The 26838-nt window shown below is 42.4% G+C and carries 29 protein-coding genes, 2 tRNA genes and 1 other RNA gene; 25 read left to right on the top strand and 7 right to left on the bottom strand.

The window, feature by feature from the left end; translation table 11 throughout:
- Positions 1 to 648 carry a hemolysin III family protein gene (locus tag NYE79_RS06775; RefSeq protein ID WP_001097972.1) on the bottom strand — a complete coding sequence of 216 codons (648 nt, stop codon included), beginning with the start codon at positions 646 to 648 and terminating at the stop codon, positions 1 to 3.
- A complete protein-coding gene (locus tag NYE79_RS06770) occupies positions 645 to 1091 on the bottom strand; it encodes a DUF1836 domain-containing protein (RefSeq protein WP_049550340.1) in 447 nt (148 codons plus the stop codon). The genes NYE79_RS06775 and NYE79_RS06770 overlap by 4 nt, the downstream gene beginning before the upstream one ends.
- 134 nt (positions 1092 to 1225) lie before the next feature.
- On the opposite strand from NYE79_RS06770, the gene NYE79_RS06765 reads away from it, so the two are divergent.
- The 7 genes from NYE79_RS06765 to trxB all read left to right on the top strand — a co-directional run bounded on the left by NYE79_RS06765 (position 1226) and on the right by trxB (position 5580).
- Positions 1226 to 1720: a GNAT family N-acetyltransferase gene (locus NYE79_RS06765; RefSeq protein ID WP_339293644.1), complete on the top strand. Its 495-nt coding sequence runs from the start codon at positions 1226 to 1228 to the stop codon at positions 1718 to 1720.
- Complete coding sequence (locus NYE79_RS06760; RefSeq protein WP_070696949.1) at positions 1717 to 2232, top strand: methylated-DNA--[protein]-cysteine S-methyltransferase; 516 nt, start codon at positions 1717 to 1719, stop codon at positions 2230 to 2232. Before NYE79_RS06765 ends, NYE79_RS06760 begins: the two co-directional genes overlap by 4 nt.
- A gap of 12 nt (positions 2233 to 2244) precedes the next feature.
- Entirely contained in the window at positions 2245 to 2601 is a 357-nt protein-coding gene (locus tag NYE79_RS06755; protein WP_007521452.1) for an arsenate reductase family protein, read from the top strand.
- Between the two features lie 156 nt (positions 2602 to 2757).
- The gene (locus NYE79_RS06750) at positions 2758 to 3558 is read left to right on the top strand and encodes an amino acid ABC transporter permease (protein WP_000219166.1); all 801 of its coding nucleotides are present in this window, start codon (positions 2758 to 2760) and stop codon (positions 3556 to 3558) included.
- A complete protein-coding gene (locus tag NYE79_RS06745) occupies positions 3558 to 4301 on the top strand; it encodes an amino acid ABC transporter ATP-binding protein (protein WP_049478336.1) in 744 nt (247 codons plus the stop codon). Before NYE79_RS06750 ends, NYE79_RS06745 begins: the two co-directional genes overlap by 1 nt.
- Positions 4302 to 4378: 77 nt before the next feature.
- Positions 4379 to 4603, top strand: a complete 225-nt coding sequence (locus NYE79_RS06740; RefSeq protein ID WP_000924293.1) for a DUF4059 family protein — start codon at positions 4379 to 4381, stop codon at positions 4601 to 4603.
- Between the two features lie 65 nt (positions 4604 to 4668).
- A complete protein-coding gene (gene trxB / locus NYE79_RS06735) occupies positions 4669 to 5580 on the top strand; it encodes a thioredoxin-disulfide reductase (protein ID WP_339293643.1) in 912 nt (303 codons plus the stop codon).
- Here the strand turns inward: trxB and NYE79_RS06730 are convergent.
- The 3 genes from NYE79_RS06730 to def are packed head-to-tail and all read right to left on the bottom strand — an operon-like array spanning position 5577 to position 7155.
- Positions 5577 to 5723: a hypothetical protein gene (locus NYE79_RS06730; protein ID WP_339293642.1), complete on the bottom strand. Its 147-nt coding sequence runs from the start codon at positions 5721 to 5723 to the stop codon at positions 5577 to 5579. The genes trxB and NYE79_RS06730 overlap by 4 nt on opposite strands.
- Before the next feature lie 47 nt (positions 5724 to 5770).
- Positions 5771 to 6499, bottom strand: a complete 729-nt coding sequence (gene rlmB / locus NYE79_RS06725; protein WP_042902491.1) for a 23S rRNA (guanosine(2251)-2'-O)-methyltransferase RlmB — start codon at positions 6497 to 6499, stop codon at positions 5771 to 5773.
- A gap of 44 nt (positions 6500 to 6543) precedes the next feature.
- Positions 6544 to 7155, bottom strand: coding sequence for a peptide deformylase (gene def / locus NYE79_RS06720; RefSeq protein WP_339293641.1), 612 nt, complete (start codon positions 7153 to 7155; stop codon positions 6544 to 6546).
- Between the two features lie 155 nt (positions 7156 to 7310).
- On the opposite strand from def, the gene NYE79_RS06715 reads away from it, so the two are divergent.
- The 6 genes from NYE79_RS06715 to NYE79_RS06690 all read left to right on the top strand — a co-directional run bounded on the left by NYE79_RS06715 (position 7311) and on the right by NYE79_RS06690 (position 11734).
- Positions 7311 to 8630: a CapA family protein gene (locus NYE79_RS06715; protein ID WP_288203256.1), complete on the top strand. Its 1320-nt coding sequence runs from the start codon at positions 7311 to 7313 to the stop codon at positions 8628 to 8630.
- Between the two features lie 23 nt (positions 8631 to 8653).
- Positions 8654 to 9481 carry an HAD family hydrolase gene (locus NYE79_RS06710; RefSeq protein WP_288203257.1) on the top strand — a complete coding sequence of 276 codons (828 nt, stop codon included), beginning with the start codon at positions 8654 to 8656 and terminating at the stop codon, positions 9479 to 9481.
- A 1-nt stretch (position 9482) separates the two neighbouring features.
- On the top strand, positions 9483 to 10118 hold the full coding sequence (locus tag NYE79_RS06705) for an SGNH/GDSL hydrolase family protein (protein WP_339293639.1): 636 nt from the start codon (positions 9483 to 9485) through the stop codon (positions 10116 to 10118).
- A 58-nt stretch (positions 10119 to 10176) separates the two neighbouring features.
- Positions 10177 to 10524: a transfer-messenger RNA gene (gene ssrA / locus NYE79_RS06700) on the top strand.
- Positions 10525 to 10607: 83 nt separating this feature from the next.
- Positions 10608 to 10695, top strand: a tRNA-Ser gene (locus NYE79_RS06695).
- Between the two features lie 79 nt (positions 10696 to 10774).
- Positions 10775 to 11734 carry a hypothetical protein gene (locus tag NYE79_RS06690; RefSeq protein WP_000721422.1) on the top strand — a complete coding sequence of 320 codons (960 nt, stop codon included), beginning with the start codon at positions 10775 to 10777 and terminating at the stop codon, positions 11732 to 11734.
- Positions 11735 to 11927: 193 nt separating this feature from the next.
- On the opposite strand, the gene NYE79_RS06685 is transcribed toward NYE79_RS06690, so the two are convergent.
- Positions 11928 to 12015 (bottom strand) — tRNA-Ser (locus NYE79_RS06685).
- Positions 12016 to 12176: 161 nt separating this feature from the next.
- Between NYE79_RS06685 and NYE79_RS06680 the strand changes: the two genes are divergently transcribed.
- The 4 genes from NYE79_RS06680 (at position 12177) to NYE79_RS06665 (ending at position 18167) form a co-directional block, all read left to right on the top strand.
- Positions 12177 to 12917, top strand: a complete 741-nt coding sequence (locus tag NYE79_RS06680; RefSeq protein WP_000920645.1) for a DeoR/GlpR family DNA-binding transcription regulator — start codon at positions 12177 to 12179, stop codon at positions 12915 to 12917.
- Positions 12914 to 13825, top strand: coding sequence for a 1-phosphofructokinase (gene pfkB, locus NYE79_RS06675; protein ID WP_339293638.1), 912 nt, complete (start codon positions 12914 to 12916; stop codon positions 13823 to 13825). Before NYE79_RS06680 ends, pfkB begins: the two co-directional genes overlap by 4 nt.
- Positions 13822 to 15774: a fructose-specific PTS transporter subunit EIIC gene (locus tag NYE79_RS06670; protein WP_251464269.1), complete on the top strand. Its 1953-nt coding sequence runs from the start codon at positions 13822 to 13824 to the stop codon at positions 15772 to 15774. Before pfkB ends, NYE79_RS06670 begins: the two co-directional genes overlap by 4 nt.
- Positions 15775 to 15860: 86 nt before the next feature.
- Positions 15861 to 18167: a DNA translocase FtsK gene (locus NYE79_RS06665; RefSeq protein WP_339293637.1), complete on the top strand. Its 2307-nt coding sequence runs from the start codon at positions 15861 to 15863 to the stop codon at positions 18165 to 18167.
- 44 nt (positions 18168 to 18211) lie between these two features.
- Here the strand turns inward: NYE79_RS06665 and NYE79_RS06660 are convergent, their stop codons facing one another.
- A complete protein-coding gene (locus tag NYE79_RS06660) occupies positions 18212 to 18637 on the bottom strand; it encodes a DUF6556 family protein (RefSeq protein WP_061427071.1) in 426 nt (141 codons plus the stop codon).
- Between the two features lie 137 nt (positions 18638 to 18774).
- On the opposite strand from NYE79_RS06660, the gene NYE79_RS06655 reads away from it, so the two are divergent.
- The 8 genes from NYE79_RS06655 to NYE79_RS06620 all read left to right on the top strand — a co-directional run bounded on the left by NYE79_RS06655 (position 18775) and on the right by NYE79_RS06620 (position 26835).
- Positions 18775 to 19917 carry a cysteine desulfurase family protein gene (locus tag NYE79_RS06655; protein WP_000638930.1) on the top strand — a complete coding sequence of 381 codons (1143 nt, stop codon included), beginning with the start codon at positions 18775 to 18777 and terminating at the stop codon, positions 19915 to 19917.
- A gap of 8 nt (positions 19918 to 19925) precedes the next feature.
- Positions 19926 to 21140 carry a tRNA uracil 4-sulfurtransferase ThiI gene (gene thiI / locus NYE79_RS06650; protein ID WP_125328067.1) on the top strand — a complete coding sequence of 405 codons (1215 nt, stop codon included), beginning with the start codon at positions 19926 to 19928 and terminating at the stop codon, positions 21138 to 21140.
- Positions 21141 to 21275: 135 nt separating this feature from the next.
- Complete coding sequence (locus NYE79_RS06645; protein ID WP_125328066.1) at positions 21276 to 22100, top strand: alpha/beta hydrolase; 825 nt, start codon at positions 21276 to 21278, stop codon at positions 22098 to 22100.
- 20 nt (positions 22101 to 22120) lie between these two features.
- Positions 22121 to 22861: an esterase family protein gene (locus NYE79_RS06640; RefSeq protein WP_125328065.1), complete on the top strand. Its 741-nt coding sequence runs from the start codon at positions 22121 to 22123 to the stop codon at positions 22859 to 22861.
- A 12-nt stretch (positions 22862 to 22873) separates the two neighbouring features.
- Positions 22874 to 24040 carry an ATP-grasp domain-containing protein gene (locus NYE79_RS06635; RefSeq protein ID WP_042767724.1) on the top strand — a complete coding sequence of 389 codons (1167 nt, stop codon included), beginning with the start codon at positions 22874 to 22876 and terminating at the stop codon, positions 24038 to 24040.
- 157 nt (positions 24041 to 24197) lie between these two features.
- Positions 24198 to 25067: an aquaglyceroporin Gla gene (gla, locus tag NYE79_RS06630; RefSeq protein WP_000348117.1), complete on the top strand. Its 870-nt coding sequence runs from the start codon at positions 24198 to 24200 to the stop codon at positions 25065 to 25067.
- A 110-nt stretch (positions 25068 to 25177) separates the two neighbouring features.
- On the top strand, positions 25178 to 25903 hold the full coding sequence (locus NYE79_RS06625; RefSeq protein ID WP_070683318.1) for a CppA N-terminal domain-containing protein: 726 nt from the start codon (positions 25178 to 25180) through the stop codon (positions 25901 to 25903).
- Positions 25900 to 26835, top strand: coding sequence for a serine hydrolase domain-containing protein (locus NYE79_RS06620; protein WP_070683316.1), 936 nt, complete (start codon positions 25900 to 25902; stop codon positions 26833 to 26835). The genes NYE79_RS06625 and NYE79_RS06620 overlap by 4 nt, the downstream gene beginning before the upstream one ends.
- Positions 26836 to 26838 lie beyond the last annotated feature (3 nt).

Raw genomic sequence — 26838 nt, 5'->3', positions numbered from 1 at the left:
TTACATGTAATAAACAATAGCAATGTACTGGAGTGCAGACGCAGCTAAGATAAAGAGATGCCAGATCATGTGGAAATAAGGTTTTTTCTTAGCGTAAAATCCAGCTCCAACTGTATAACAGAGTCCGCCAGTTACCATGAGACTCCAAAAAATTGGTGTTGTTTGACTGATAATGGCAGGAATGATAGCCAGAACCAACCAGCCCATGATCAGGTAAAGGGCAAGGCTGAATTTCTCATTGACCTTTTTAGCAAAGATTTTATAGAGGATGCCAAAGATGGTCGTTCCCCACTGAATGGCAATGATCAGATAGCCAAACCAGTTATTCATCAAAGTCAATACGACCGGCGTATAAGAGCCTGCGATAGCCACATAAATCATAGAATGGTCGATGATTCGCAAGACGTATTTGTGGGTCGAACCATAGGCCATAGAGTGGTAAATGGTTGACGAGAGGAACATGAGAAAGAGACTGATAACAAAGATTGAAACACCAAAAGATGATAAAAATCCGTGTGCTTCATAACTATAGGTGGATGAAATAGGGAGCAAGATGAGCATGATAACGGCACCCACAGCATGGGTCACGCTATTGGCAATCTCCTCTCCAAAACTGAGTTTTTTACTGAGCTTTAGACTGGTATTCATTGGATTTCCTCCTCTTCTTTGATAAGGATTAAGTCTAGAGTTTGATGATAGAGTTTAACCGTTTGACAGCTAGTTTGGATAATAGGATTTTCTGGATCAATCCCATGGTTCATGTAGTCTACAAAAGCATCGTAGAGCTGGTCTGAGCTCGCTTGAGTTTGCAGAGTATTGAGGGTCTGAGCGATTTCTTGGATCGAAAAGACAGACTTGAGAGTGGTGATGGCAATCAAACGGGCAATCTGTCTGCGTTGGTATTTTTTCTTGTCTGGCTTTGTCAGGTAACCATGTTTGACATAGTTATTGACCATGGATGCTGTTAGTCCCTTGTCTTTATCTGGAGAGATAGGGGCACAGACTTGATTGACATAAAGCAAAACCTGATCCAGATAGAGGTCAATATTTGGAATGTCTTCCCATTTTGGGTAGGAAAAGTTAGAATTCATTTCCAACTCCTTTTTATCTAGTTTTGATAACTAGATTATAAAATAATAAAAAACAAAAGTCAAGTTTCAACTGCTTGTAGAAAGCTTTAAATTATGCTATGATGAGAGAAAATAATTAGAAATGAGGGGAAAAGATGGAGATTCGTTTAGCTTTTCCAAACGAAGTAGATGCGATTATGCAGGTGATGGAGGATGCTAAAAAGTGCTTAGCCAAGTCCGGTAGTGACCAGTGGCAAAATGGCTATCCAAATGCCGACATCATTATCGATGATATCATCTCAGGTCAAGCTTATGTGGCCTTGGAAGAAGGAGAACTGCTAGCTTATGCTGCTGTGACCAAGAGCCCAGAGGAAGCCTATGAAGCCATTTATGAAGGGAGTTGGCAGGGGGGAGAATCAGAATATCTGGTCTTTCACCGTATCGCTGTGGCAGCAGATGTCCAAGGACAAGGTGTTGCTCAGACTTTCCTAGAAGGCTTGATTGAAGGTTTTGATTATCTAGATTTTCGTTCAGATATGCATGCACAAAACAAGGCCATGCAGCATATCTTTGAAAAGCTAGGCTTCCAACAGGTTGGTAAGGTTCCAGTTGATGGGGAACGTTTGGCCTATCAGAAATTAAAAAAATGAAGCAGAATAAGTACGCAAAAATGCTCTACCCGTCGCCAATTGGAACCTTATCCTTAGTTGCTGACGAGCAATATCTGTATGGAATTTGGGTACAGGACCAAACTCATTTTGAGAGGGGAATCGCTGGAGATAGTATAGAAGTAGTTAAGAAACATCCTGTCCTAGACCAGGTTATTTCCTATTTAGATACTTACTTTGATGGAGGTGCTCAAGATTTGTCTTCCTTACCTCTGGCTCCTATTGGAACAGATTTTGAAAAGCGAGTCTGGACTTATTTACAGGCCATTCCTTATGGTCAGACAGTAACTTATGGACAAATAGCGAAAGACTTGCAAGTGACTTCTGCTCAAGCGATTGGCGGAGCAGTGGGGCGTAATCCTTGGTCCATACTAGTACCCTGTCATCGTGTGCTGGGGTCAGGCAATCGTCTGACAGGATATGCATCTGGAGTCGAAAAGAAAGCCTGGCTCTTGCAACATGAAGGTGTAGCATTTCAAGAAAATAAAAAATAGAAAGAAAAGAAGATGTTAGAATTTATCGAATACCCAAAGTGTTCAACTTGTAAGAAAGCAAAAAATGAATTAGATCAACTTGGACTGGAATACCAAGATGTCCACATCGTAGAAGAAACACCAAGTGAAGACGTGATTTTAAACTGGTTGGAAACTTCCGGTTTTGAAGTGAAACAATTTTTCAATACCAGCGGGATCAAATATCGTGAACTGGGCTTGAAAGATAAGGTGGGAAGTTTGTCAAAACAAGAAGCAGCCAAGCTTCTAGCGAGTGATGGTATGTTATTGAAACGTCCAATTTTGGTGGAGAATGGTGCTGTTAAACAAATCGGCTATAGAAAAACCTATGAGGACTTAGGTTTGAGATAGTTTTTATTTATCTCCTTGATAGGTAAAATATATAGCCTCCCTGTTTTAAAGTGTGATAAACTAGAAGATAGACAAAGTCTGAGTAGCCCGTAGCAAATAATTTGCTTGCGAGCAGAAGTATGATAGAATGAATCATTATCAGGAGAGGATGTTTTTATGACTGTTACAACATTTTTAGCATCAGATTGGTACCAAAGTTTGATGCAACTCATTCCGGATGGTAAGCTCTTTAGTTTGCGTTCGGTCTTTGATGGAATTCCAAGGATTGTCCAACAACTGCCTACAACCTTGATGTTGACGCTTGGAGGTGCACTCTTTGGTTTGCTACTTGCCTTGATTTTTGCCATTGTAAAGATCAATCGTGTAAAGATTCTATATCCCTTGCAGGCCTTTTTCGTCAGTTTCTTAAAAGGTACCCCAATCCTAGTTCAACTTATGTTGACCTACTACGGGATACCTTTAGCGCTGAAAGCTATCAACCAACAATGGGGAACTGGTCTCAATATCAATGCGATTCCAGCAGCGCTTTTTGCGATTGTGGCCTTTGCTTTTAATGAGGCGGCTTATGCAAGTGAAACGATTCGTGCAGCCATCCTTTCTGTTAATCCCGGTGAAATTGAGGCGGCACGCAGTTTGGGTATGACGCGAGCTCAAGTTTACCGTCGCGTGATTATTCCAAATGCGGCGGTAGTTGCGACTCCAACCTTGATTAATTCCCTCATCGGTTTGACCAAGGGGACTTCTCTAGCCTTTAGCGCAGGTGTTGTGGAGGTCTTTGCCCAAGCTCAGATTTTAGGTGGAGCAGATTACCGCTATTTTGAACGCTTCATCTCCGTAGCCCTTGTTTATTGGGTGGTCAATATCGGAATTGAAAGCCTCGGCCGTTTCATCGAGAGAAAAATGGCTATCTCAGCGCCGGATACAGTGTCTACAGATGTGAAAGGAGACCTTCGTTAATGATTAAGATTTCGAATTTAAGCAAATCCTTTTCAGGCCAGACAGTCTTGGATCATCTGAACTTGGAAATCCAAAAAGGTGAGGTAGTGGCTTTGATTGGTTCATCTGGAGCTGGGAAATCAACCTTTCTTCGAAGTTTAAACTATCTTGAAACTCCAGATAGTGGAACGATTCAGATTGACAATTTTAAAGTTGATTTTTCTCAGATTAGCCAAGAAGAAATCCTAACCCTTCGTCGCAAGTTGTCTATGGTTTTCCAACAGTTTAATCTGTTTGAACGCCGAACAGCTCTTGACAATGTCAAGGAAGGTTTGGTTGTCGTTAAGAAATTATCGGATGAGGAAGCAACAAAAATCGCCAAGGAAGAGTTGGCCAAGGTTGGTCTTTCTGACCGTGAAAACCATTATCCTCGCCACTTATCAGGTGGACAAAAGCAACGAGTTGCCCTCGCGCGTGCGCTTGCTATGAAACCAGATGTCTTGCTCTTGGACGAACCAACGTCGGCACTGGACCCAGAGTTGGTCGGTGAGGTAGAAAAGTCTATTGCAGACGCTGCCAAGTCAGGTCAGACCATGATTTTGGTCAGTCACGATATGTCTTTTGTAGCCCAAGTGGCAGACAAGGTTTTATTCCTAGATAAAGGGAAAATCATCGAGTCTGGCACACCGGATGAAATCATCAATCATCCGAAAGAAGAACGAACAAAAGAATTCTTCGCTAGTTACAAACGGACTTATATTTGATATAATAGAAAAAGGAAAACTCAGTTAGTTGGACTAGCTGAGTTTACTCTTTAAAAAAGATAGAAACGAGAGAGATCATGCTACTGCATCTATTTTCTTTGTATTTCGAGAGTTTGATCTTAACGACCATCCTTGTCGTGATTTTTCTGGGGATTTGGATTGGATTGAGAGCTATGTCTGGTGTGGACAAGACAGCCAAAGCTCGCCAAGCCCATCTCTATGATATGATTATGATTGGAGTTTTGGTCATTCCGGTGTTATCCTTTGCCGTCATGAGTTTGCTCTTGGTTTTCAAGGCATAATCCTTGCGTGACTAGCAAGAATGAGTTAGAATAAAGATAGTTACAACAAGAAAGAAGGAATCGAAATGTACGATACGATTATTGTCGGTGCTGGACCTGCGGGAATGACCGCTGCCTTATATGCTGCTCGAAGCAATCTGAAAGTGGCTTTGATTGAAGGTGGTCTGCCAGGAGGGCAAATGAATAACACATCTGATATTGAAAACTATCCAGGTTATGCCAACATCAGTGGACCTGAATTGGCTGAAAAGATGTTTGAACCACTTGAAAACCTTGGGGTGGAGCATCTTTATGGCTATGTTGAAAATATTGAAGACCAGGGTGACTATAAGAAGGTAATCACTGATGACCAAGTTTATGAAACCCGTACTGTCATCGTGGCAACTGGTTCTAAACACCGTCTTTTGGGAGTTCCCGGAGAAGAAGAACTGAACAGTCGAGGTGTTTCTTACTGTGCGGTCTGTGATGGAGCTTTCTTCCGTGATCAAGACTTGCTCGTAGTTGGTGGTGGAGATTCAGCGGTAGAAGAAGCTCTCTTCTTGACTCGCTTTGCCAAGTCCGTCACTATTGTTCACCGTCGCGATGAACTTCGTGCCCAAAAGGTTTTGCAAGACCGTGCTTTTGCAAATGAGAAAGTCAACTTTATCTGGGATTCTGTTGTCAAGGAAATCAAAGGTGAAAACCGAGTAGAATCTGTCGTATTTGAAAATGTAAAAACGGGTCAAGTGACAGAGCAAGCCTTCGGTGGTGTCTTTATCTATGTCGGTTTGGATCCTGTTAGCGATTTTGTTAAAGAATTGAATATTCAAGACCAGGCAGGCTGGATTGTGACAGATAACCACATGAAAACTGGAGTTGACGGTATCTTTGCGGTTGGGGATGTTCGCCAAAAAGACCTTCGCCAAGTGACAACAGCAGTTGGAGATGGGGCTATCGCGGGTCAAGAAGCATACAAGTTTATCACCGAACACAGTTAATACACTTCGAAAATCTCTTCAAACCGCGTCAGCTTCGCCTTGCCGTAGGTAGGGGTACTGACTTCGTCAGTTCTATCCACAACCTCAAAACAGTGTTTTGAGCTGTCTACAGCTAGCTTCCTAGTTTGCTCTTTGATTTTCATTGAGTATAATCATAAAAAAGTTTCCAATCACTTGATTGGAAACTTTTTTATAGTCGGTTTCGGAAAACTTCGTACATGAGAATGGCTGCAGCAACACTGGCATTGAGGCTTTGAACATGCCCATTCATCGGAATGGTAATCATCTCATCAACCTGTTTTTTGATGTTGCTGGAGATGCCTTTTCCTTCATTTCCGATGATGAGGGCGATTTTCCCTTTTGTATTCCACTTGTGGCAAGGAGTACCGTTCATATCCGTTCCAAAGGTCCAGAAGCCTTCAGCCTTGAGTTTGTCTAGGGTTTGACTGAGGTTGGTAACTCGCACAATCGGTACATGCTCAATAGCACCTGTGGCCGTTTTGGCAACGACAGGAGTCACTCCGACAGCACGGTGCTTGGGAATGATGACACCTGAAACATTGGTCGCATCAGCGGTTCTTAAGATAGAACCTAGATTATGAGGATCAGTCAACCCGTCCAGAATCAATAGCAAAGGGTTTTCTTCTTGACGCGTTTTGGCAAGAATGTGATCTAGCTCGCTATAGGCAAATTCGGAAACTCGAAGGACAAATCCTTGATGGACAGCGCCTTCGGTCATTTCAGAGAGGGATTTTTTTGAAGTCCAAGAAATGGATACCTTCTTTTCTGTAGCCAGTTCCTTGACTTTTTCAACATTCTTACCTCGAAGGTCTTCTTGGAGGTAAAGTTTATTTCCAGTGTTTGCAAGGAGGGCTTCTGTAACGGCGTGGACGCCATAGACAATATCATTTGTTTTCATGCCTCTATTATAACACAAAACCCCGTCTTGCAACGGGATTTTCTTTATTCCAGAATCAGTAAACCATCTTTAACAGCAAATGGATCTTTCTCATTGATACGATCGTAAAACATGATTCCGTTTAGATGATCAATTTCATGTTGGACAACGATAGAGTTGTATCCTTTGAGCTTGATACGGTGTTTTTCGCCATCTTTGTCAAAGTAGTCAACAGTAACGCGAGCATGGCGGACTACATAGCCAGGTCCGTTTCGGTCAACAGACAGGCAACCTTCTCCTTCGCCAAGAGCAGCGTCCTGAACAGAGTGAGAGACAATTTTTGGATTGTACATAATAGCTTGCAAGTCGTAGGCTTCCTGTGGAGTTTCACCTTCTTCCACAATATTTGGGACCAAGACGGCAATAATGCGTTTTGAAATATCGAGTTGGGGAGCAGCCAGCCCAACACCACCGCGGAGCCCCATTTTCTCAGCCATAACAGGATCTTGGGAATGTTTGAGGAATTGCATCATCTTTTCGCCAAGGATGATTTCCTGGTCAGGCAGTGGGAAAGTGACTTCCTCAGCAACTGCGCGAAGCGTCGGATTCCCCTCGCGGATAATATCGTTCATATCAATTAAGTGAGCAGCTTTTGTAATACGTTCTATTGCAGACATTTTCTCTCCTTTCATTACCTCTACATGATAACACAAAATAGGCGAGAAAGAAAGTCGCAGAAGTTCCTAAAAAATAATATAATAAACGGTATTCCTCTTTTGTCTGTGGTATAATAAAAGAAAAGACTTGCAGTAAAAGCAAGGGGGGAATAAAGATGGAAAAGCGACAAGATAGACGGTCTCAGGACTCTCTTTATGGGGTGTGGAGAACTAGTGTTGATTTCTTTCGGAATTATAAATCCTGGACCAATGCCCAGTTTATTATTGTGTTATTGCTTGCAGTTGCCTTATCCATGGGGGGAAACTTATTAGTTCGAGCAGTACAAGGTAGTAAGGGAACGAGTCCTAGTAGTCAAACTCTTGATTCTGCAAGTACTTCCAGTCAATCCAAGGAAAATCAGTCTGGTGAAACGACGGCACGTATCATGGCAAATGGTGACCTTCTCTACCATATCCCCATCTACCGAACAGCTCTTAAAGAAGATGGGACCTATGATTTCCATGAAAATTTTGAGTATGTGAAACCCTGGCTCAAACAAGCGGATTTGGTGATTGGTGACTTTGAAGGAACGGTGAACAAGGACCACTATTTGGCAGGTTATCCTCTCTTTAATGCTCCAGGAGAAGTCATGGATGCGATCAAGGATGCAGGCTACCAAGTTCTAGACTTGGCTCATAATCATATTTTGGATTCTCAAATTGAGGGAGTGGTTTCAACGGCTCAAGCTATTGAAAAGGCTGGAATGACACCCATCGGAGTCTACACGCATGAATCCCGAGACCAAGCACCTATAGTCATCAAGGAAGTCAATGGTATCAAGGTAGCTCTCCTGGCCTATTCTTACGGTTTTAATGGCATTGAGCAGTATATCTCTCAAGAGGACTATAATCGCTATCTTTCTGATTTGAATGAAGATAAGATGAAGGCAGAAATCGAGCGTGCAGAGAAGGAAGCAGATATTACTGTCATCATGCCTCAGATGGGAATTGAGTACCAGCTAGAACCAACGGAAGAACAGAAAACACTGTACCATAAGATGATTGACTGGGGAGCTGATATTATTTTTGGAGGGCATCCTCACGTCGTTGAACCTGCTGAGACGGTTGAAAAAGATGGTGATAAAAAACTGATCATCTACTCCATGGGAAATTTCCTCTCAAATCAACGCATTGAAACCATGCAAGATGAGGAAAATGCCAAGTGGACGGAGCGCGGTGTTCTCATGGATGTGACCATTAAGAAAAAAGATGGCAAGACTAGGATTGAAACGGCCAAAGCGCATCCTACTTGGGTCAATCGAACACCCAAAGGGACTTACTCTCCAGAAGGCTATCCGCTCTTCCTCTATCAGACCTATATCCTAGAGGACTTCATCGAGGGAGGCAGTCACCGTGACAAGTTGGACGAGGCGACCAAGGAACGAATTGACACGGCCTATAAAGAAATGAATGAACATGTAGGGTTGAAGTGGTAGACGCTCACTCTAAAGGAGATATGATGACGATTAAATTAATTGCAACAGACATGGATGGAACCTTGCTAGACCCGAGGGGGCAGCTAGATCTGCCCCGCTTGGAAAAGATTTTAGATCAGCTGGATCAAAGGGATATCCGTTTTGTCATTGCGACGGGAAATGAGGTCCATCGAATGAGGCAATTATTAGAACACTTGGCGAGTCGAGTGATCTTGGTTGTTGCTAACGGCGCTCGTATATTTGAGTATGATACGCTACTTCAGGCCCAGACTTGGGATGATTCTATGGTTGACAAGGCTCTCCTTCATTTTAAAGGGAGAGAGTGTCGAGATCAGTTCGTCGTTACCAGTATGAATGGGAGTTTTGTCAAGGAAGGAACGGTTTTTACAGATCTGGAAAAATTTATGACTCCAGAGATGATTGAAAAACTTTACCAAAGGACAAATTTTGTGGATGAGCTAAACTCAGACCTCTTTGGAGGAGTTCTAAAGATGAGCATGGTCGTTGGTGAAGAACGTTCTAGTTCAGTTTTGCAGGAAATCAATGATCTCTTTGATGGTCGTGTAAGGGCTGTTTCTAGCGGTTATGGCTGTATTGATATCCTGCAAGCGGGTGTTCACAAGGCTTGGGGATTGGAAGAATTACTCAAGCGCTGGAATTTGACATCGGAACAGATCATGGCTTTTGGTGATAGCGAAAATGATGTTGAGATGTTGGAGATGGCTGGAATTGCCTATGCTATGGAAAATGCTGATGAAGAGGCCAAGGCAGTTGCAACAGCCCTAGCTCCAGCTAACAGCCAAGGGGGCGTTTATCAGATTCTAGAAAAGTGGTTAGAGAAAGAGGGATAAGGTGGCAGTACAGTTATTAGAAAATTGGCTCCTAAAAGAGCAGGCAAAGATTCAAACCAAGTATCGTGAACTCAATGAGATTTCTCTTTTAGAGCCAGATATGATTTTTATCGGCGATTCGATTGTAGAATACTACCCTTTGCAAGAGTTACTTGGGACTACCAAGACGATTGTTAATCGAGGCATCCGAGGTTACCAGACGGGGCTTCTACTAGACAATCTTGATGCCCATCTTTATGGTGATGCTGTCGATCAAATTGTTCTCTTAATTGGGACAAATGATATTGGAAAAGATATTCCCATGAATGATGCTTTGGATAATCTTGAGCGTGTGATCCAATCGATTGCCCGAGAATATCCGCTGTCACAAATAAAGCTCCTTTCCATTTTGCCAGTCAATGAGGGAGAGAGATACAAGCAGACTGTTTATATCCGAACCAATGAAAAGATTAGAGAATGGAATCAAGCCTATGAGGCTCTAGCATCCGCCTATATGCAAGTAGATTTTGTGTCGATTTATGATAGTTTGACAGATTCAGAAGGGCAACTTCAATCAGCCTATACAACGGATGGTCTCCATCTAAGTGTAGCCGGTTATCAAGCCTTATCAGAAGCCTTAAAAGGGTGCCTTTTCTAAAGAAACGGCTTGATTTTGCATTTTTTTTGAAGATAGGTTATAATAGTTCTAACATCCTGGGGTCGTTACGGATTCGACAGGCATTATGAGGCATATTTTGCAACCCGTGTGGCTACGTAAACGCTCAGTTAAATATAACTGCAAAAAATAACACTTCTTACGCTCTAGCTGCCTAAAAACCAGCAGGCGTGACCTGATTTGGATTGCTCGTGTTCAATGACAGGTCTTATGATTAGCGAGATACGATCAAGCCTTGTCTAGTGGTTTGATAAGAGATTAATAGACTCGCAGTTCCTAGGCTTGAGTTATGTGTCGAGGGACTGTTAAAACAATACATAACCTATGGTTGTAGACAAATATGTTGGCAGGTGTTTGGACGTGGGTTCGACTCCCACCGGCTCCATTATGAACAGGTATACAGTAGATTTTTTCCAAATTATATCCTTTGTTGTATCCTTCGTTGTATCCTATTTATTCTAGTGTGTTAGTGGAGAATTACTCAAGAGGCTGAAGAGGACGGTTTGCTAAATCGTTAGGTCGGGTAACTGGCGCGGGGGTTCGAATCCCCCATTCTCCGTTAGATAAACCCAGTGTTTTTCTAAACAACTATCCTTGGAGGTAGTCTCCAAGAGTAAATTTTCATAAAGAGGTGAAACATGAAAAAGATCAAGTTACTAAGTATCTTAGCACTTTCAACAGTTGTCTTGGGTGCATGTTCTGTATTTTCTAATCAGTCATCTGAAGCTTCTTCTGATAACAAGGAGAATACGGAACAAGTTGAGAAGAAAGATGAAGCTGCAGAAGTTAAAGAAAAAGTTACAAAAGATGCTGAGATTCTCTTAGACTCAGTTCTTACTAGCGACTCTGCTCGATTTAAGAAGATTTATGGCGACACTTATGAAAAATGGACTGAGGCAGTATTTGCTGTACAAACAAGTGAAAAAATCAAAGAAGAAGGGCTTTCACCTGCATCTACCTATTCAGTACAATGGCACAAAGATTTCCCTGTAGAAACTCCAGAAGAAACCATTTCAGGTTTCTTGAAGATGAGACGTAGATTATATCAAGATATCGGTTCTTACACTGTTAAAGACGTGAAGGTTGATGAATCAGGAAATACAGCGACTGTTACTTTCAACTCTAAGAAGTTACACTCTAAAGGATTGGCTTCATCTACAAGGGAAGTTCTCACTACTCTTATTGGAGGTGTTGATAACCTAGGTAAATACAATCAAGCTGGTTCAAACGTTGACATCAAGCGTTACCAAACATTGGTTTCTTACTGGATTTTTGAGCATCTATTTAAGAAAGATTTCTCAACCTACAGTGACGTTGACCCTAACTTAGCTCATACACCTTTCACTACTGGTGATTTTGATACTGAAATCAAATTAACAAAGGATAAGGATGGAAACTGGCTGATTTCTCAAGAAGATTACCGTACTTTGGCGACAGAGTTGCTTGATGATACAGAAGGTTATGATAAAATTGTCCGTAAAAACTCAACTAAGTCTAATGATAAATCAACAGACAAGTCTTCTGATAAATCTTCAAACAAATCCACTGATAAATCAACAGACAAATCTTCAGATAAAAAAGATAAAAGCAATATCTAATCACAAGATTTAGAAGAAAAACAAGTAGTCCTAATAAACTACTTGTTTTTTTATGAAATCAAAGTGATTCTAGGATAGGGAAGGATACAGAAAAAAATAGTGTGATAGTTAGAGTAACTCAGCCTTTCATTTCTATGTATTGTTCTTAGAACGATAAAAAAACTGCATTGAGGTGCAGTTTTTCTTTTTTCTACGGAAGACATGGGATTCGAACCCACGCACGCTGTTACACGCCTACCGCGTTTCCAACACGGCCTCTTAAGCCTCTTGAGTAATCTTCCAATACTTACTCAAATAGTCTACCATAAAGCCACTTATCTTGCAATAAAAATTTTGGAAATAAGAAAAATGATAGAAATTGAAAGAAAATGATAAAAAATGCTTGACTTTGATAGAAATTGTGCTAGAATGAATAGTGTAAACGATAACAGGAGGTGATTTGGTGTTAAAAACTGAGCGGAAGCAACTGATTTTAGAGGAGTTAAATCAACATCATGTAGTTTCCCTAGAAAAATTGGTTAGTCTATTAGAAACATCAGAATCAACGGTTCGAAGAGATTTGGATGAGCTGGAGGCGGAAAACAAACTTCGCCGTGTGCATGGTGGAGCAGAATTGCCCCACTCCTTGCAGGAAGAAGAAACCATCCAAGAAAAATCTGTCAAAAACCTTCAAGAGAAGAAGCTACTGGCTCAGAAAGCAGCCTCTCTTATTAAGGAAAAAGATGTCATTTTTATCGATGCTGGAACGACAACTGCTTTTTTAATCAAGGAATTGGTTAATAAGAATATTACAGTTGTGACCAACTCCATTCACCATGCGGTTCAGTTGGTTGAAAAACAGATTCCAACTGTCATGGTTGGAGGAAGTGTCAAGATGGCAACAGATGCATGTATCGGTGGTGTTGCTCTTAACCAAATCAATCAATTGCACTTTGACCGTGCCTTTATCGGGATGAATGGTGTGGACGATGGTTATTATACGACTCCTGATATGGAGGAGGGAGCCGTTAAACGTGCTATTTTGGAGAATGCCAAACAAACCTATGTTTTGGTTGATTCGTCAAAGATTGGTCAAACTTGCTTTGCCAAGGTAGCACCGCTTAAACGCGCTATTGTCATCACAAGTCAAGGGCATGAGCTCTTGCAGGCTATTAAGAAGAAAACGGAGGTAATAGAAGTATGATTTATACAGTCACACTCAATCCGTCTATTGACTATATCGTGCGCTTGGACCAAGTTCAAGTCGGTAGTGTCAATCGTATGGACAGTGATGATAAGTTCGCTGGTGGGAAAGGAATCAATGTCAGCCGTGTTTTGAAGCGCTTGGATATTCCTAATACCGCGACTGGATTTATCGGTGGATTTACTGGTAAATTTATCACAGATACCCTTACAGAGGAAGAAATAGAAACTCGTTTTGTCCAAGTAGCAGAAGATACTCGCATCAATGTCAAGATTAAAGCAGACCAAGAAACAGAAATCAACGGGACTGGTCCAAATGTGGAACCGGCTCAGTTAGAAGAATTGAAAGCTATTTTGTCTAGTCTGACAGCAGATGATACGGTTGTGTTTGCAGGTTCGAGTGCTAAGAACCTAGGCAATGTTATCTATAAAGATTTGATTGCCTTGACACGCCAGACTGGTGCGCAAGTGGTTTGTGATTTTGAAGGACAGACCTTAATTGATAGTTTGGACTACCAGCCACTTTTGGTTAAACCAAACAATCACGAGCTTGGAGCTATCTTTGGAGTGAAACTCGAAAGTTTAGATGAAATCGAGAAATATGCTCGTGAGTTACTAGCTAAAGGTGCACAAAACGTTATTATCTCCATGGCTGGTGACGGTGCCCTTCTTGTCACATCTGAGGGAGCATACTTCGCAAAACCTATCAAGGGAACAGTCAAAAATTCAGTCGGGGCTGGTGACTCTATGGTTGCTGGGTTTACAGGTGAATTTGTCAAATCTAAAGATGCAGTAGAGGCCTTCAAATGGGGAGTAGCTTGTGGAACAGCAACTACCTTCTCGGATGACTTGGCAACAGCGGAATATATTAAAGAAACATATGAAAAAGTTGAGGTAGAAAAACGATGAAAATTCAAGACCTATTGAGAAAAGATGTCATGTTGCTGGATTTGCAGGCAACTGAAAAAACAGCTGTCATCGAAGAGATGATTAAAAGTTTGGTAGATCACGGTTACGTGACGGATTTTGAAACCTTTAAAGAAGGGATCTTAGCGCGTGAAGCTCTCACTTCCACTGGTTTGGGTGACGGAATTGCTATGCCTCACAGCAAGAACTCTGCTGTCAAAGAAGCAACGGTTCTCTTTGCTAAGTCAAACAAGGGTGTTGACTATGAAAGCTTGGATGGGCAACCAACAGACCTCTTCTTCATGATTGCAGCTCCAGAAGGTGCCAATGATACTCACTTAGCAGCCTTGGCAGAATTATCTCAATACTTGATGAAAGACGGTTTCGCTGACAAACTTCGTCAAGTAACATCTGCAGATCAAGTTATTGAACTTTTTGACCAAGCTTCAGAAAAAGCTGAGGAACCTGTTCAAGTACCTGCTAATGACTCTGGCGACTTTATCGTAGCTGTTACAGCTTGTACGACAGGTATTGCCCACACTTACATGGCCCAAGAAGCCCTTCAAAAAGTGGCTGCTGAAATGGGTGTTGGTATCAAGGTTGAAACAAACGGAGCTAGCGGTGTTGGTAACCAACTAACTGCAGAGGACATCCGCAAGGCTAAATCTGTTATCATCGCTGCGGACAAGGCTGTTGAGATGGATCGTTTCGATGGAAAACCTTTGGTTAACCGTCCAGTTGCAGACGGTATCCGTAAGACTGAAGAATTGATCAACTTGGCTCTTTCAGGAGATACTGAAGTTTATCGTGCTGCTAATGGAGCAAAAGCTGCAACAGCATCTAATGAAAAACAAAGCCTTGGTGGTGCTTTCTACAAACACTTGATGAGTGGCGTATCTCAAATGTTGCCATTCGTTATTGGTGGTGGTATCATGATTGCTCTTGCTTTCTTGATCGACGGAGCTTTTGGTGTGCCACAAGATAGTCTTGGCAATCTCGGATCCTACCATGAGCTCGCTTCCATGTTCATGAAAATCGGTGGGGCTGCCTTTGGCTTGATGCTTCCAGTTTTTGCAGGATACGTAGCCTACTCTATCGCTGAAAAACCAGGTTTGGTAGCAGGTTTTGTGGCAGGTGCTATTGCCAAAGAAGGTTTTGCCTTTGGTAAAATTCCTTATGCCGCAGGTGGTGAAGCAACTTCAACTCTTGCAGGTGTTTCATCTGGTTTCCTAGGTGCCCTTGTTGGTGGATTTATCGCAGGAGCCTTGGTTCTTGCTATCAAGAAATACGTTAAAGTTCCTCGTTCACTTGAAGGTGCTAAATCTATCCTTATCCTACCGCTTTTCGGAACAATCTTGACAGGATTTGTTATGTTGGCTGTCAACATTCCAATGGCAGCAATCAACACTGCTATGAATGACTTCCTAGGTGGTCTTGGAGGAGGTTCAGCTGTCCTTCTTGGTATCGTTCTTGGAGGCATGATGGCTGTTGACATGGGTGGACCAGTCAACAAAGCTGCTTATGTCTTTGGTACAGGTACGCTTGCAGCGACTGTTTCTTCAGGTGGTTCTGTAGCTATGGCGGCAGTTATGGCTGGAGGAATGGTGCCACCACTTGCCATCTTTGTCGCAACCCTTCTTTTCAAAGATAAATTTACTAAAGAAGAACGCAACTCTGGTTTGACAAACATCATCATGGGCTTGTCATTTATCACTGAGGGAGCGATTCCATTTGGTGCCGCTGACCCAGCTCGTGCGATCCCAAGCTTTATCCTTGGATCAGCAGTAGCAGGTGGACTCGTTGGTCTTGCAGGAATCAAACTCATGGCGCCACACGGAGGAATCTTCGTTATCGCCCTTACTTCAAATGCCCTTCTCTACCTTGCCTCTGTCTTGGTTGGCGCAATTGTAAGTGGTGTGGTTTATGGTTACCTACGCAAGCCACAAGCATAAAATGGATTAGAATAGAAAGATTGTTACCATTTGGTGCAATCTTTTTCTCTATTCGAAATGGCTGTGAAATATGGTATAATAGAAGAATGGCAAACAAGAATACTACAAAAACAAGACGGAGACCGTCTAAAGCAGAACTTGAAAGAAAACAGGCTATCCAGAGGATGTTGATTTCCTTAGGAATTGCCTTATTGTTGATTATTGCAGCCCTCAAACTCGGCGCGGCAGGTGTCACTCTTTACAATCTCATTCGACTGGTGGTCGGAAGTTTGGCCTATGTGGCCATTGGTGCCCTCCTCATTTATCTTTTTCTATTTAAATGGATCCGCAAGCAAGAGGGACTTCTGTCAGGATTTCTCTGTATCTTTGCTGGGTTACTCTTGATTTTTGAGGCCTACTTGGTATGGAAATATGGCTTGGAGCAGTCAGTTCTAAAAGGGACCCTGTCTCAAGTTATGACGGACCTGACTGGTATGCGGGTGACTAGCTTCGCCGGTGGAGGCTTGCTTGGTGTTGGACTCTATATCCCCATATCCTTTCTTTTCTCCAATATCGGATCGTACTTTATTGGAGTTCTCTTGATTCTAGTTGGGGCACTCTTGGTTAGTCCTTGGTCTATTTATGATGTCGCAGCCTTTATTGGAGCTCAGTTCAGATCCTTCATGGAAAAACAGGAACAGAGAAAACAGGAACGCTTCATCAAGAGAGAAGAAGAGAAGGCTCGTCAAGAAGCTGAAGAAGCAGCCAGAATTCAGAGAGAACAAGAAGAACAGGATGCATTACCGCTTCCTCCTGTAGATCCTGAAACGGGAGAAATCTTATCAGAGGTACCAGACTACGATTTCCACCCAATTCCTGAGGAAGAATGGATCGAACCGGAGATTATCCTCCCTCAAACTGATTTTGACGTTCCAGATATGGAAGAAGACTTTGAGGATGAAGAGGTGCAGGTTGATTTTTCTGCCAAGGAAGCCCTTGAATACAAGCTACCAAGCTTGCAACTCTTTGCGCCAGATAAACCCAAAGATCAGTCCAAGGAAAAGAAGATTGTTCGAGAAAATATCAAAATCCTAGAAGAAACCTTTGCTAGCTTTGGTATCAAGGTGACGGTGGAACGGGCTGAAATAGGACCATCAGTTACCAAGTATGAAGTCAAGCCAGCAGTCGGTGTACGGGTTAACCGCATTTCCAATCTGGCAGACGACTTAGCGCTAGCTCTAGCAGCTAAGGATGTTCGGATTGAGGCTCCGATCCCTGGTAAATCCTTAGTCGGAATTGAAGTACCCAACTCTGAGATTGCGACCGTTTCCTTCCGTGAACTCTGGGAACAGTCTCAGACTAAACCAGAAAATCTCCTCGAAATTCCTCTAGGTAAGGCTGTCAATGGAACTGCTCGCACCTTTGAGCTTTCCAAGATGCCCCACCTACTCGTTGCAGGTTCGACGGGATCAGGGAAGTCAGTCGCAGTTAACGGTATTATCGCCAGCATTCTGATGAAAGCAAGACCAGATCAGGTCAAGTTTATGATGGTGGATCCAAAGATGGTTGAGTTATCGGTGTACAATGACATTCCTCACCTCTTGATTCCAGTTGTGACCAATCCACGCAAGGCCAGCAAGGCTCTGCAAAAGGTTGTGGATGAGATGGAAAATCGTTACGAACTCTTTGCTAAGGTTGGAGTACGAAATATCGCTGGTTACAATGCCAAGGTCGAGGAATTTAATAGCCAATCTGAGTACAAACAAGTGCCCCTGCCTTTGATTGTTGTCATTGTAGATGAGTTGGCAGATCTCATGATGGTGGCTAGCAAGGAAGTGGAAGATGCCATCATTCGTCTCGGACAGAAGGCGCGTGCTGCAGGGATTCACATGATTCTCGCAACGCAACGTCCATCGGTTGATGTTATCTCTGGTCTTATCAAGGCCAATGTCCCATCTCGTGTGGCTTTTGCAGTTTCATCAGGTACAGATTCGCGAACCATCTTGGATGAGAATGGAGCAGAAAAACTGCTTGGTCGAGGAGATATGCTCTTTAAACCAATTGATGAAAATCATCCAGTCCGTCTGCAAGGCTCCTTTATCTCGGATGATGATGTTGAACGTATCGTAAACTTCATCAAGGCTCAGGCGGATGCGGACTACGATGACAGCTTTGACCCAGGAGATGTTCCTGAAAATGAAGGAGATTTTTCTGATGGTGAAGCTGGCGGCGATCCGCTTTTTGAAGAAGCTAAGGCTTTGGTTATCGAAACTCAGAAAGCTAGCGCTTCGATGATTCAGCGTCGTTTGTCAGTTGGATTTAATCGTGCGACCCGCCTGATGGAAGAACTCGAAATGGCAGGTGTCATCGGTCCAGCTGAGGGAACCAAACCACGAAAAGTATTGCAACAATAAAAAAATAACTTCTTTCCAAATTTGGAAAGAAGTTATTTTTTTGATTACTGGTTCGTTTTAGTTTCAGAAGTCGTCGTATTTGACTGTGTTCCATTATCGCTTGTTTCTTTATTTGTAGCTGGTGTAGAAGAGTCCTGAGTTGTTGTTTTCTGTTCTTCTTTTTTCTCCTCTTTCTTGTTGGATTGAGAAGTTTCTTCCTGCGAGGTATTTTCTTTAGTAGAAGTGTTGTCCCTGTTAGGAGTAGTATTTTCCTGAGGGGATTCTTTTTGAATTTCCTTGACAACAGTTGTTTGGGTTGTCGTCGGTTCTTTTTTGTTGTTTTTGTTATTATCCATGGCGTTCATAATGGTGATAGTAGCGGTGATTAGGCCAAGGATACTACCGATGGTAGCAATCGTTTTTTGAAAGACAGTAAATCCCTTTTTGATGTGTTCTGTTTTTGGTTTTGAAGTTCTACGATAGTTAGACATGATACTCTCCTTTAATTATGATTTATTATACCTCATTTCTTTAAAAAAATCTTAAAAAAAGAGAAACCTCCCTTTCTTGTCGCAGGTCTCTTTTCGTGATACAATAGAAGGAGTGATTTTAGAAAGCGTGAGAAAACATGATCTACTTTGATAATTCGGCGACAACCAAGCCTTATCCTGAAGCACTTGAAACTTACATGCAGGTCGCTTCAAAAATTGTAGGAAATCCATCTAGTCTCCATCGTTTGGGAGATCAGGCAACACGAATTTTAGATGCTTCCCGGCAGCAAATTGCAGATTTGATTGGGAAGAAGAGTGATGAAATCTTCTTTACCTCTGGTGGAACAGAAGGAGATAACTGGGTCATCAAGGGTGTGGCCTTTGAAAAAGCCCAGTTTGGCAAGCATATCATCGTATCAGCTATTGAGCATCCAGCAGTCAAGGAATCAGCCCTTTGGCTGAAAAGTCTAGGTTTTGAGATAGATTTTGCTCCAGTTGATGAGAAAGGATTTGTGGATGTTGAAGCATTAGCAGATTTGATACGTCCTGATACGACTCTCGTCTCCATCATGGCAGTTAACAATGAAATCGGTTCTATCCAGCCAATTCAAGCTATTTCAAAACTGTTGGCAGATAAGCCGACTATTTCTTTCCACGTTGATGCGGTTCAGGCACTCGCTAAGATTCCGATTGAAAACTATCTGACAGATCGAGTGGATTTTGCAACCTTTTCAAGTCATAAGTTTCATGGTGTCAGAGGTGTTGGATTTGTCTATATCAAGTCTGGTAAGAAGATTACGCCTCTTTTAACTGGTGGTGGTCAGGAGCGAGACTCTCGTTCGACAACTGAAAATGTGGCAGGGATTGCAGCGACAGCCAAAGCTCTCCGTTTATCTATGGAAAAGTTAGATATCTTTGCTAGTAAGACAGGGCAGATGAAGGCAGTCATTCGTCAAGCCCTTCTGGATTATCCAGATATTTTTGTCTTTTCAGATGAGGAAGACTTTGCCCCTCATATCCTGACTTTTGGGATTAAGGGTGTTCGTGGTGAAGTCATCGTTCACGCCTTTGAAGACTATGATATTTTCATTTCCACAACCTCTGCTTGTTCGTCCAAGGCAGGAAAACCTGCGGGGACCTTGATTGCCATGGGAGTGGACAAAGATAAGGCCCAGTCAGCTGTGCGTCTAAGCCTAGACCTGGAAAATGATATGAGTCAAGTCGAGCAGTTTTTGACCAAGCTAAAATTAATTTACAATCAAACTAGAAAAGTAAGATAGGAGCATTTATGCAGTATTCAGAAATTATGATTCGCTATGGAGAATTGTCAACCAAGCACAAAAATCGTATGCGTTTCATCAATAAACTTCGCAATAATATTTCAGACGTTTTGTCTATCTATCCTCAAGTTAAGGTAACCGCAGATCGCGACCGTGCCCACGCTTACCTGAATGGAGCTGATTACACAGCAGTAGCAGAATCACTCAAACAAGTCTTTGGAATTCAAAATTTTTCTCCTGTGTATAAGATTGAAAAGTCAGTGGAAGTTCTGAAGTCTGCTGTCCAAGAGATTATGAAGGAAATCTATAAGGAAGGGATGACCTTTAAAATCACTAGCAAGCGTAGCGACCACAACTTTGAATTGGATAGTCGTGAACTCAATCAAACTCTCGGTGGAGCTGTTTTCGAGGCCATTCCAAACGTACAAGCTCAGATGAAAAATCCAGATATTAATCTTCAGGTTGAGATTCGTGAAGAGGCTGCCTATCTTTCCTATGAAACTTTTCGTGGAGCAGGAGGATTACCTGTGGGAAGTTCTGGTAAAGGTATGCTCATGTTGTCAGGAGGGATTGACTCACCTGTAGCTGGTTATTTAGCTCTTAAACGTGGGGTAGATATTGAGGCGGTTCACTTTGCCAGTCCGCCATACACTAGTCCTGGTGCCCTCAAGAAAGCCCACGATTTGACTCGAAAATTGACCAAGTTTGGGGGCAATATCCAGTTTATCGAAGTACCTTTCACAGAGATTCAAGAGGAAATCAAGGCTAAAGCGCCAGAAGCCTACCTCATGACCTTGACGCGTCGTTTTATGATGCGCATTACCGACCGTATCCGTGAGGTACGAAATGGTTTAGTCATCATTAATGGGGAAAGTCTTGGCCAAGTAGCTAGCCAGACCTTGGAAAGCATGCAGACTATCAACGCTGTGACTAGCACTCCAATTATTCGTCCCGTGGTTACCATGGACAAGTTGGAAATCATTGACATCGCGCAGGAAATCGATACCTTTGAAATTTCAATCCAGCCTTTTGAAGACTGCTGTACTATTTTTGCACCTGATCGTCCTAAGACCAATCCTAAGATAGAGAATGCAGAGCAGTATGAAAAACGCATGGATGTTGAAGGCTTGGTTGAGCGAGCAGTGGCAGGTATCATGATTACTGAAATCACTCCCCAGGTTGAAAAAGATGCTGTCGATGAGTTAATTGACAATCTCCTCTAATCAGAAAATCCAGAAGAATTCAGAAAAATAAATGAAAAAAGTTAGTTATTTATCCTTAAAATGGACATTTACTGACTTTTTTCTATTTTTATGGTATAATAAGATAAAATTTTGAATATAGAGAGTTTTCTGACAATGAATCATTCCTACTTTTATTTAAAAATGAAAGAACACAAACTTAAGGTTCCTTATACAGGAAAAGAGCGTCGTGTGCGTGTGCTCCTGCCAAAGGACTACGAGAAAGACACAGACCGTTTTTACCCTGTTGTTTACTTTCATGATGGGCAAAATGTCTTTTACAGCAAGGAGTCTTATATCGGACACTCTTGGAAGATTATTCCAGCCATTAAACGAAATCCAGACATCAGCCGCATGATTGTCGTTGCCATAGATAATGATGGCATGGGACGGATGAATGAGTATGCGGCTTGGAAATTTCAAGAATCTCCTATCCCAGGCCAGCAGTTTGGCGGTAAGGGTGTGGAGTATGCCGAGTTTGTCATGGAGGTGGTCAAGCCTTTTATCGATGAAACCTACCGTACCAAAGCTGATCGCCAGCACACGGCTATGATTGGTTCGTCACTAGGAGGCAATATTACTCAGTTTATCGGACTAGAGTACCAAGACCGAATTGGTTGTCTAGGTGTCTTCTCATCTGCTAACTGGCTTCACCAAGAAGCCTTTAACCGCTATATCGAGCGGAAGAAATTGTCGCCCGAACAGCGCATTTTCATCTATGTAGGAACAGAAGAAGCAGACGATACGGACAAGACCCTAATGGCTGGCAATATCAAGCAAGCCTATATCGACTCGTCGCTTCGCTATTACCGTGATTTGATTGCAGGTGGAGTAGGCTTGGGTAATCTGGTCTTGAAAGTTCAGTCTGGTGCCATCCATAGTGAAATACCTTGGTCGGAAAATTTGCCAGACTGTCTCCGATTTTTTGCAGAGAAATGGTAAGTTAAGAAAGGAGAAAGCCAATGCATATTGAAAACCTCAGCCACTGGAGTGGTCACCTCAACCGTGAAATGTACCTCAACCGTTATGGACATGCAGGAATCCCAGTTGTTGTTTTTGCTTCATCTGGTGGCAGTCACAACGAATACTATGATTTTGGCATGATAGACGCCTGTTCTTCCTTTATCGAAGAAGGTCGTGTCCAATTTTTTACCCTATCCAGTGTTGACAGTGAAAGCTGGTTGGCCACTTGGAAAAATAGTCATGACCAGGCGGAGATGCATCGAGCTTACGAACGTTATGTGATTGAGGAGGCGATTCCTTTTATCAAGCATAAGACAGGTTGGTTTGATGGCATGATGACGACAGGTTGCTCGATGGGGGCTTACCATGCACTCAATTTCTTTCTCCAGCATCCAGATGTCTTTACCAAGGTGATTGCCCTCAGTGGTGTTTACGACGCACGTTTCTTCGTTGGCGATTACTACAATGATGATGCTATTTACCAAAACTCACCTGTAGACTATATCTGGAATCAAAACGACGGATGGTTTATCGATCGTTACCGTCAGGCAGAAATCGTCGTTTGCACGGGTCTCGGTGCCTGGGAACAAGATGGTCTGCCATCTTTCTACAAGCTCAAAGAAGCCTTTGACCAGAAACAAATTCCAGCCTGGTTTGCTGAATGGGGACACGATGTCGCCCACGACTGGGAATGGTGGCGTAAACAAATGCCTTATTTTCTTGGACACTTGTATCTATAAAAGGAGTTGCCTATGAATTACCTTGTTATTTCTCCCTACTATCCGCAAAACTTCCAACAGTTTACCATCGAGCTAGCTAATAAAGGCATCACCGTTTTGGGAATTGGTCAGGAGCCTTACGAACAACTGGATGAGCCTTTGCGCAATAGCTTGACCGAGTATTTCCGTGTGGACAATCTTGAGAACATAGACGAAGTCAAACGTGCAGTAGCTTTTCTTTTCTACAAGCATGGCCCAATCGACCGCATCGAGTCCCACAATGAATACTGGCTTGAGCTAGACGCAACACTCAGAGAACAATTCAATGTCTTTGGTGCCAAACCCAAAGATCTTAAAAAAACCAAGTTTAAGTCTGAGATGAAGAAACTCTTCAAAAAAGCAGGTGTCCCTGTGGTACCTGGTGCTGTTATCCAGACGGAAGCAGATGTGGACCAAGCAGTTGAGACGATTGGCCTACCAATGATTGCCAAACCTGATAATGGAGTGGGAGCGGCAGCAACCTTTAAGCTTGAGACAGAAGACGATATCCATCACTTCAAGGAAGAATGGGACCATTCAACCGTTTATTTCTTTGAAAAATTTGTCACTTCTAGCGAAATCTGTACCTTTGACGGGCTTGTGGACAAGGATGGCAATATCGTCTTTTCAACGACTTTCGATTATGCCCATACACCACTTGATCTGATGATTTATAAGATGGACAATTCCTACTATGTGCTTAAGGATATGGATCCCAAACTGCGCAAGTATGGCGAGGCCATTGTCAAGGAATTTGGTATGAAAGAGCGCTTTTTCCATATCGAGTTTTTCCGTGACGGGGACGACTACATTGCCATTGAGTACAATAACCGTCCTGCAGGTGGCTTTACCATTGATGTTTATAACTTCGCTCACTCCTTGGATCTCTACCGAGGTTATGCGGCGATTGTTGCAGGTGAAGAGTTCCCAGCATCAGAGTTTGAACCACAATACTGTTTAGCTACATCACGTCGTGCCAATGCAAATTATGTCTATTCAGAAGAAGACTTGCTTGCTAAGTACAGCCAGCAAGTCAAGGTCAAAAAAATCATGCCAGCAGCCTTTGCAGAGCTACAAGGGGACTACCTTTATATGTTGACCACTCCGAGTCGCCAAGAGATGGAGCAGATGATTGCAGATTTTGGTCAACGTCAAGAATAACGATTAGGACAAAAGGAGTTTGACTTCTTTTGTCCTTTTCTTAAAGATAAGTTAAATAAAGCGTTTTCCATAGATTCTTTTAGAAAAGATATTGCTAAAAGGCCTAAAAATTGATAGAATAAGGATTGTCTAAAAAAATTTAAGGAGAATCTATCAAATGGATTTTACATGGGCTATTAAATATGCCACAGAATTCTTGGGAACTGCTATTTTGATCATTCTTGGTAATGGTGCAGTTGCTAACGTTGAACTTAAAGGTACGAAAGGTCACCAAAGTGGCTGGCTCGTTATCGCGGTTGGTTATGGTATGGGGGTAATGATCCCAGCTTTGATGTTTGGTAATGTATCTGGTAACCACATCAACCCAGCTTTCACTCTTGGACTTGCTGTTAGTGGCCTTTTCTCTTGGGAGCAAGTACCATATTACATCCTAGCACAAGTTTTGGGAGCAATCTTTGGTCAAGCTTTGGTTGTTGCAACTCACCGTCCTTACTACTTGAAGACAGAGAATCCTAACAATATCTTGGGTACCTTCTCAACAATTTCAAGCATCGACCACGGTACAAAAGAATCACGTTTTGCAGCTACTGTTAACGGTTTCCTCAATGAGTTTGTAGGTTCATTTGTTCTTTTCTTTGCAGCACTTGGTTTGACTAAAAACTTCTTTGGTGCTGAGGTTCTTCAATACATGAAACAAATGGCTACTCAAGCTGGACAAACTGTTGATTTAAGTGAATTGGCAGTGAAAGCTCAAGTAGCTCCACATACAGCTGCTGGGATCTCAGTTGCGCACTTGGCACTTGGTTTCCTAGTAATGGCCTTGGTAACTTCACTCGGTGGACCTACTGGACCTGGTTTGAACCCAGCTCGTGACTTTGGACCACGTCTTCTTCACGAACTCCTTCCAAAATCAGTTCTTGGTCAACACAAGGGTGATTCAAAATGGTGGTATGCATGGGTTCCAGTTGTAGCTCCAATTGCAGCGGGTATTGCAGCAGTAGCACTATTCAAACTACTTTACCTATAAGAAATGAAACTGGGGAATCCCAGTTTTTTTGTTATAAAATTTCTAAATAAAATAGATATGGCTTGTAAAATATTCGAAAATCCTTTAAAATAAAAGAGTTGGAGGAATATATGAATGTGAATGAGATTGTTCGGATCGTTCCGACTTTGAAAGTTAATAATCGAAAATTAAATGAAAAATTTTACATTGAAACCCTGGGGATGAAACCTTTGCTGGAAGAGTCTGCCTTTATTTCTCTAGGTGATCAGACAGCTACGGAGAGATTGATTTTAGAAGAGGCTCCAAGCATGCGAACACGCAGAGTTGAAGGACTTAAGAAGCTAGCTAGACTCTTGATAAAGGTTGAAAATCCTTCTGAAATCGAGGCCCTTCTTTCTCAAATGAAGTCTCTTCCTCGTCTATTTAAAGGAAAACGTGGGTATGCTTTTGAGATTGTTTCTCCTGAAGAGGATGTGATCCTTGTTCATGCAGAAAATGATATAAGAGATCTGGTACCACTGGAAACCGCTCCTGAATTTTATTCAAATACAAGTATAAAATACTTGAGCCAATTTGAGGTTTCTATGGAGTTGCGTTTGCCTGAAGGGACAGAGAGTTTACTTGATCCCGAAGGAGTAGCGCCAGCAATTACCTTTACTAAAGGGCAAGGACCAGATTTGGCTGTTGAAAACAATGTCACTTGGGACCTGACGATGTTAAAATTTTTAGTCAAGAATTTTGATCTAACCAGTCTTCGTCAGAAATTTGAAAAGACAGGCTACTTTGTCCCTAAGTCTGAAAAATTCTTCCTCGGTAAAGATACCAATAACATTGAATTGTGGTTTGAAGAAGCATGAAGTGGGAAAAAATTCTAAGAAAAATAGAAAATCAAATTGAGGCAGGGATTTATCCCGGGGCCTCTTTTGCGTATTATAAGGATGGTGAATGGAAAGAGTCTTATCTAGGATTGAGTGATCCAGAAAGAGACTTGAAGACAGAAAGTGGTTTGGTTTATGATCTAGCCAGTGTGAGTAAGGTCGTGGGAGTGGGGACGGTTTTGACCTTCTTGTGGCAGCAGGGCACATTAGATATTGATCGACCGGTAACGGATTTTTTACCGGAGTGTGATTATCCTGATATCACTATACGGCAGCTTCTGACCCATGCCACAGACTTGGACCCCTTTATTCCCAATCGAGACAAGTTAAGTGCAGAGGAATTAAGAGAAGCCATGTTTCACCTCAACAGACGAAATCAGCCAGCCTTCCTATACTCGGACGTTCACTTTTTACTCTTGGGCTTTCTTTTGGAAAAAATCTTTAACCAAGACTTGGATCAGATTATAGAAGAACAAGTTTTGGAAGCATGGGGAATGAAGGAGACCAAGTTCGGTCCCGTTGAGCAAGCTGTCCCAACAGTGAGAGGGGTGGAGGCCGGAATCATTCATGATCCCAAAGCTCGTCTATTAGGGAAACACGCTGGAAGTGCTGGTTTGTTTTCGACTGTTAAGGATTTGCAGATCTTTCTGGAACATTACTTGAAAGATGATTTTGCTGCAGAATTGAGCCGAAATTTTTCTCCTTTAGATGATAAGGAGCGTTCGCTAGCTTGGAACCTGGAGGGCGCCTGGCTCGACCATTCGGGCTATACTGGTACCTTTATCATGTGGAATCGAGAGAAACAAGAAGCTACTATCTTTTTATCCAATCGAACGTATGAGAAGGATGAGCGTACCCAGTGGATAGTCGATCGAAACCAAGTGATGGAAATGATTCGTCAAGAGGAGTAGGAA

The sequence above is a fragment of the Streptococcus sp. FSL W8-0197 genome (assembly GCF_037963785.1).
GTDB lineage: Bacteria > Bacillota > Bacilli > Lactobacillales > Streptococcaceae > Streptococcus > Streptococcus oralis_CQ.
Note: the sequence above shows the minus strand (reverse complement) of the source record. Positions and strands in the feature narration are given on the sequence as shown.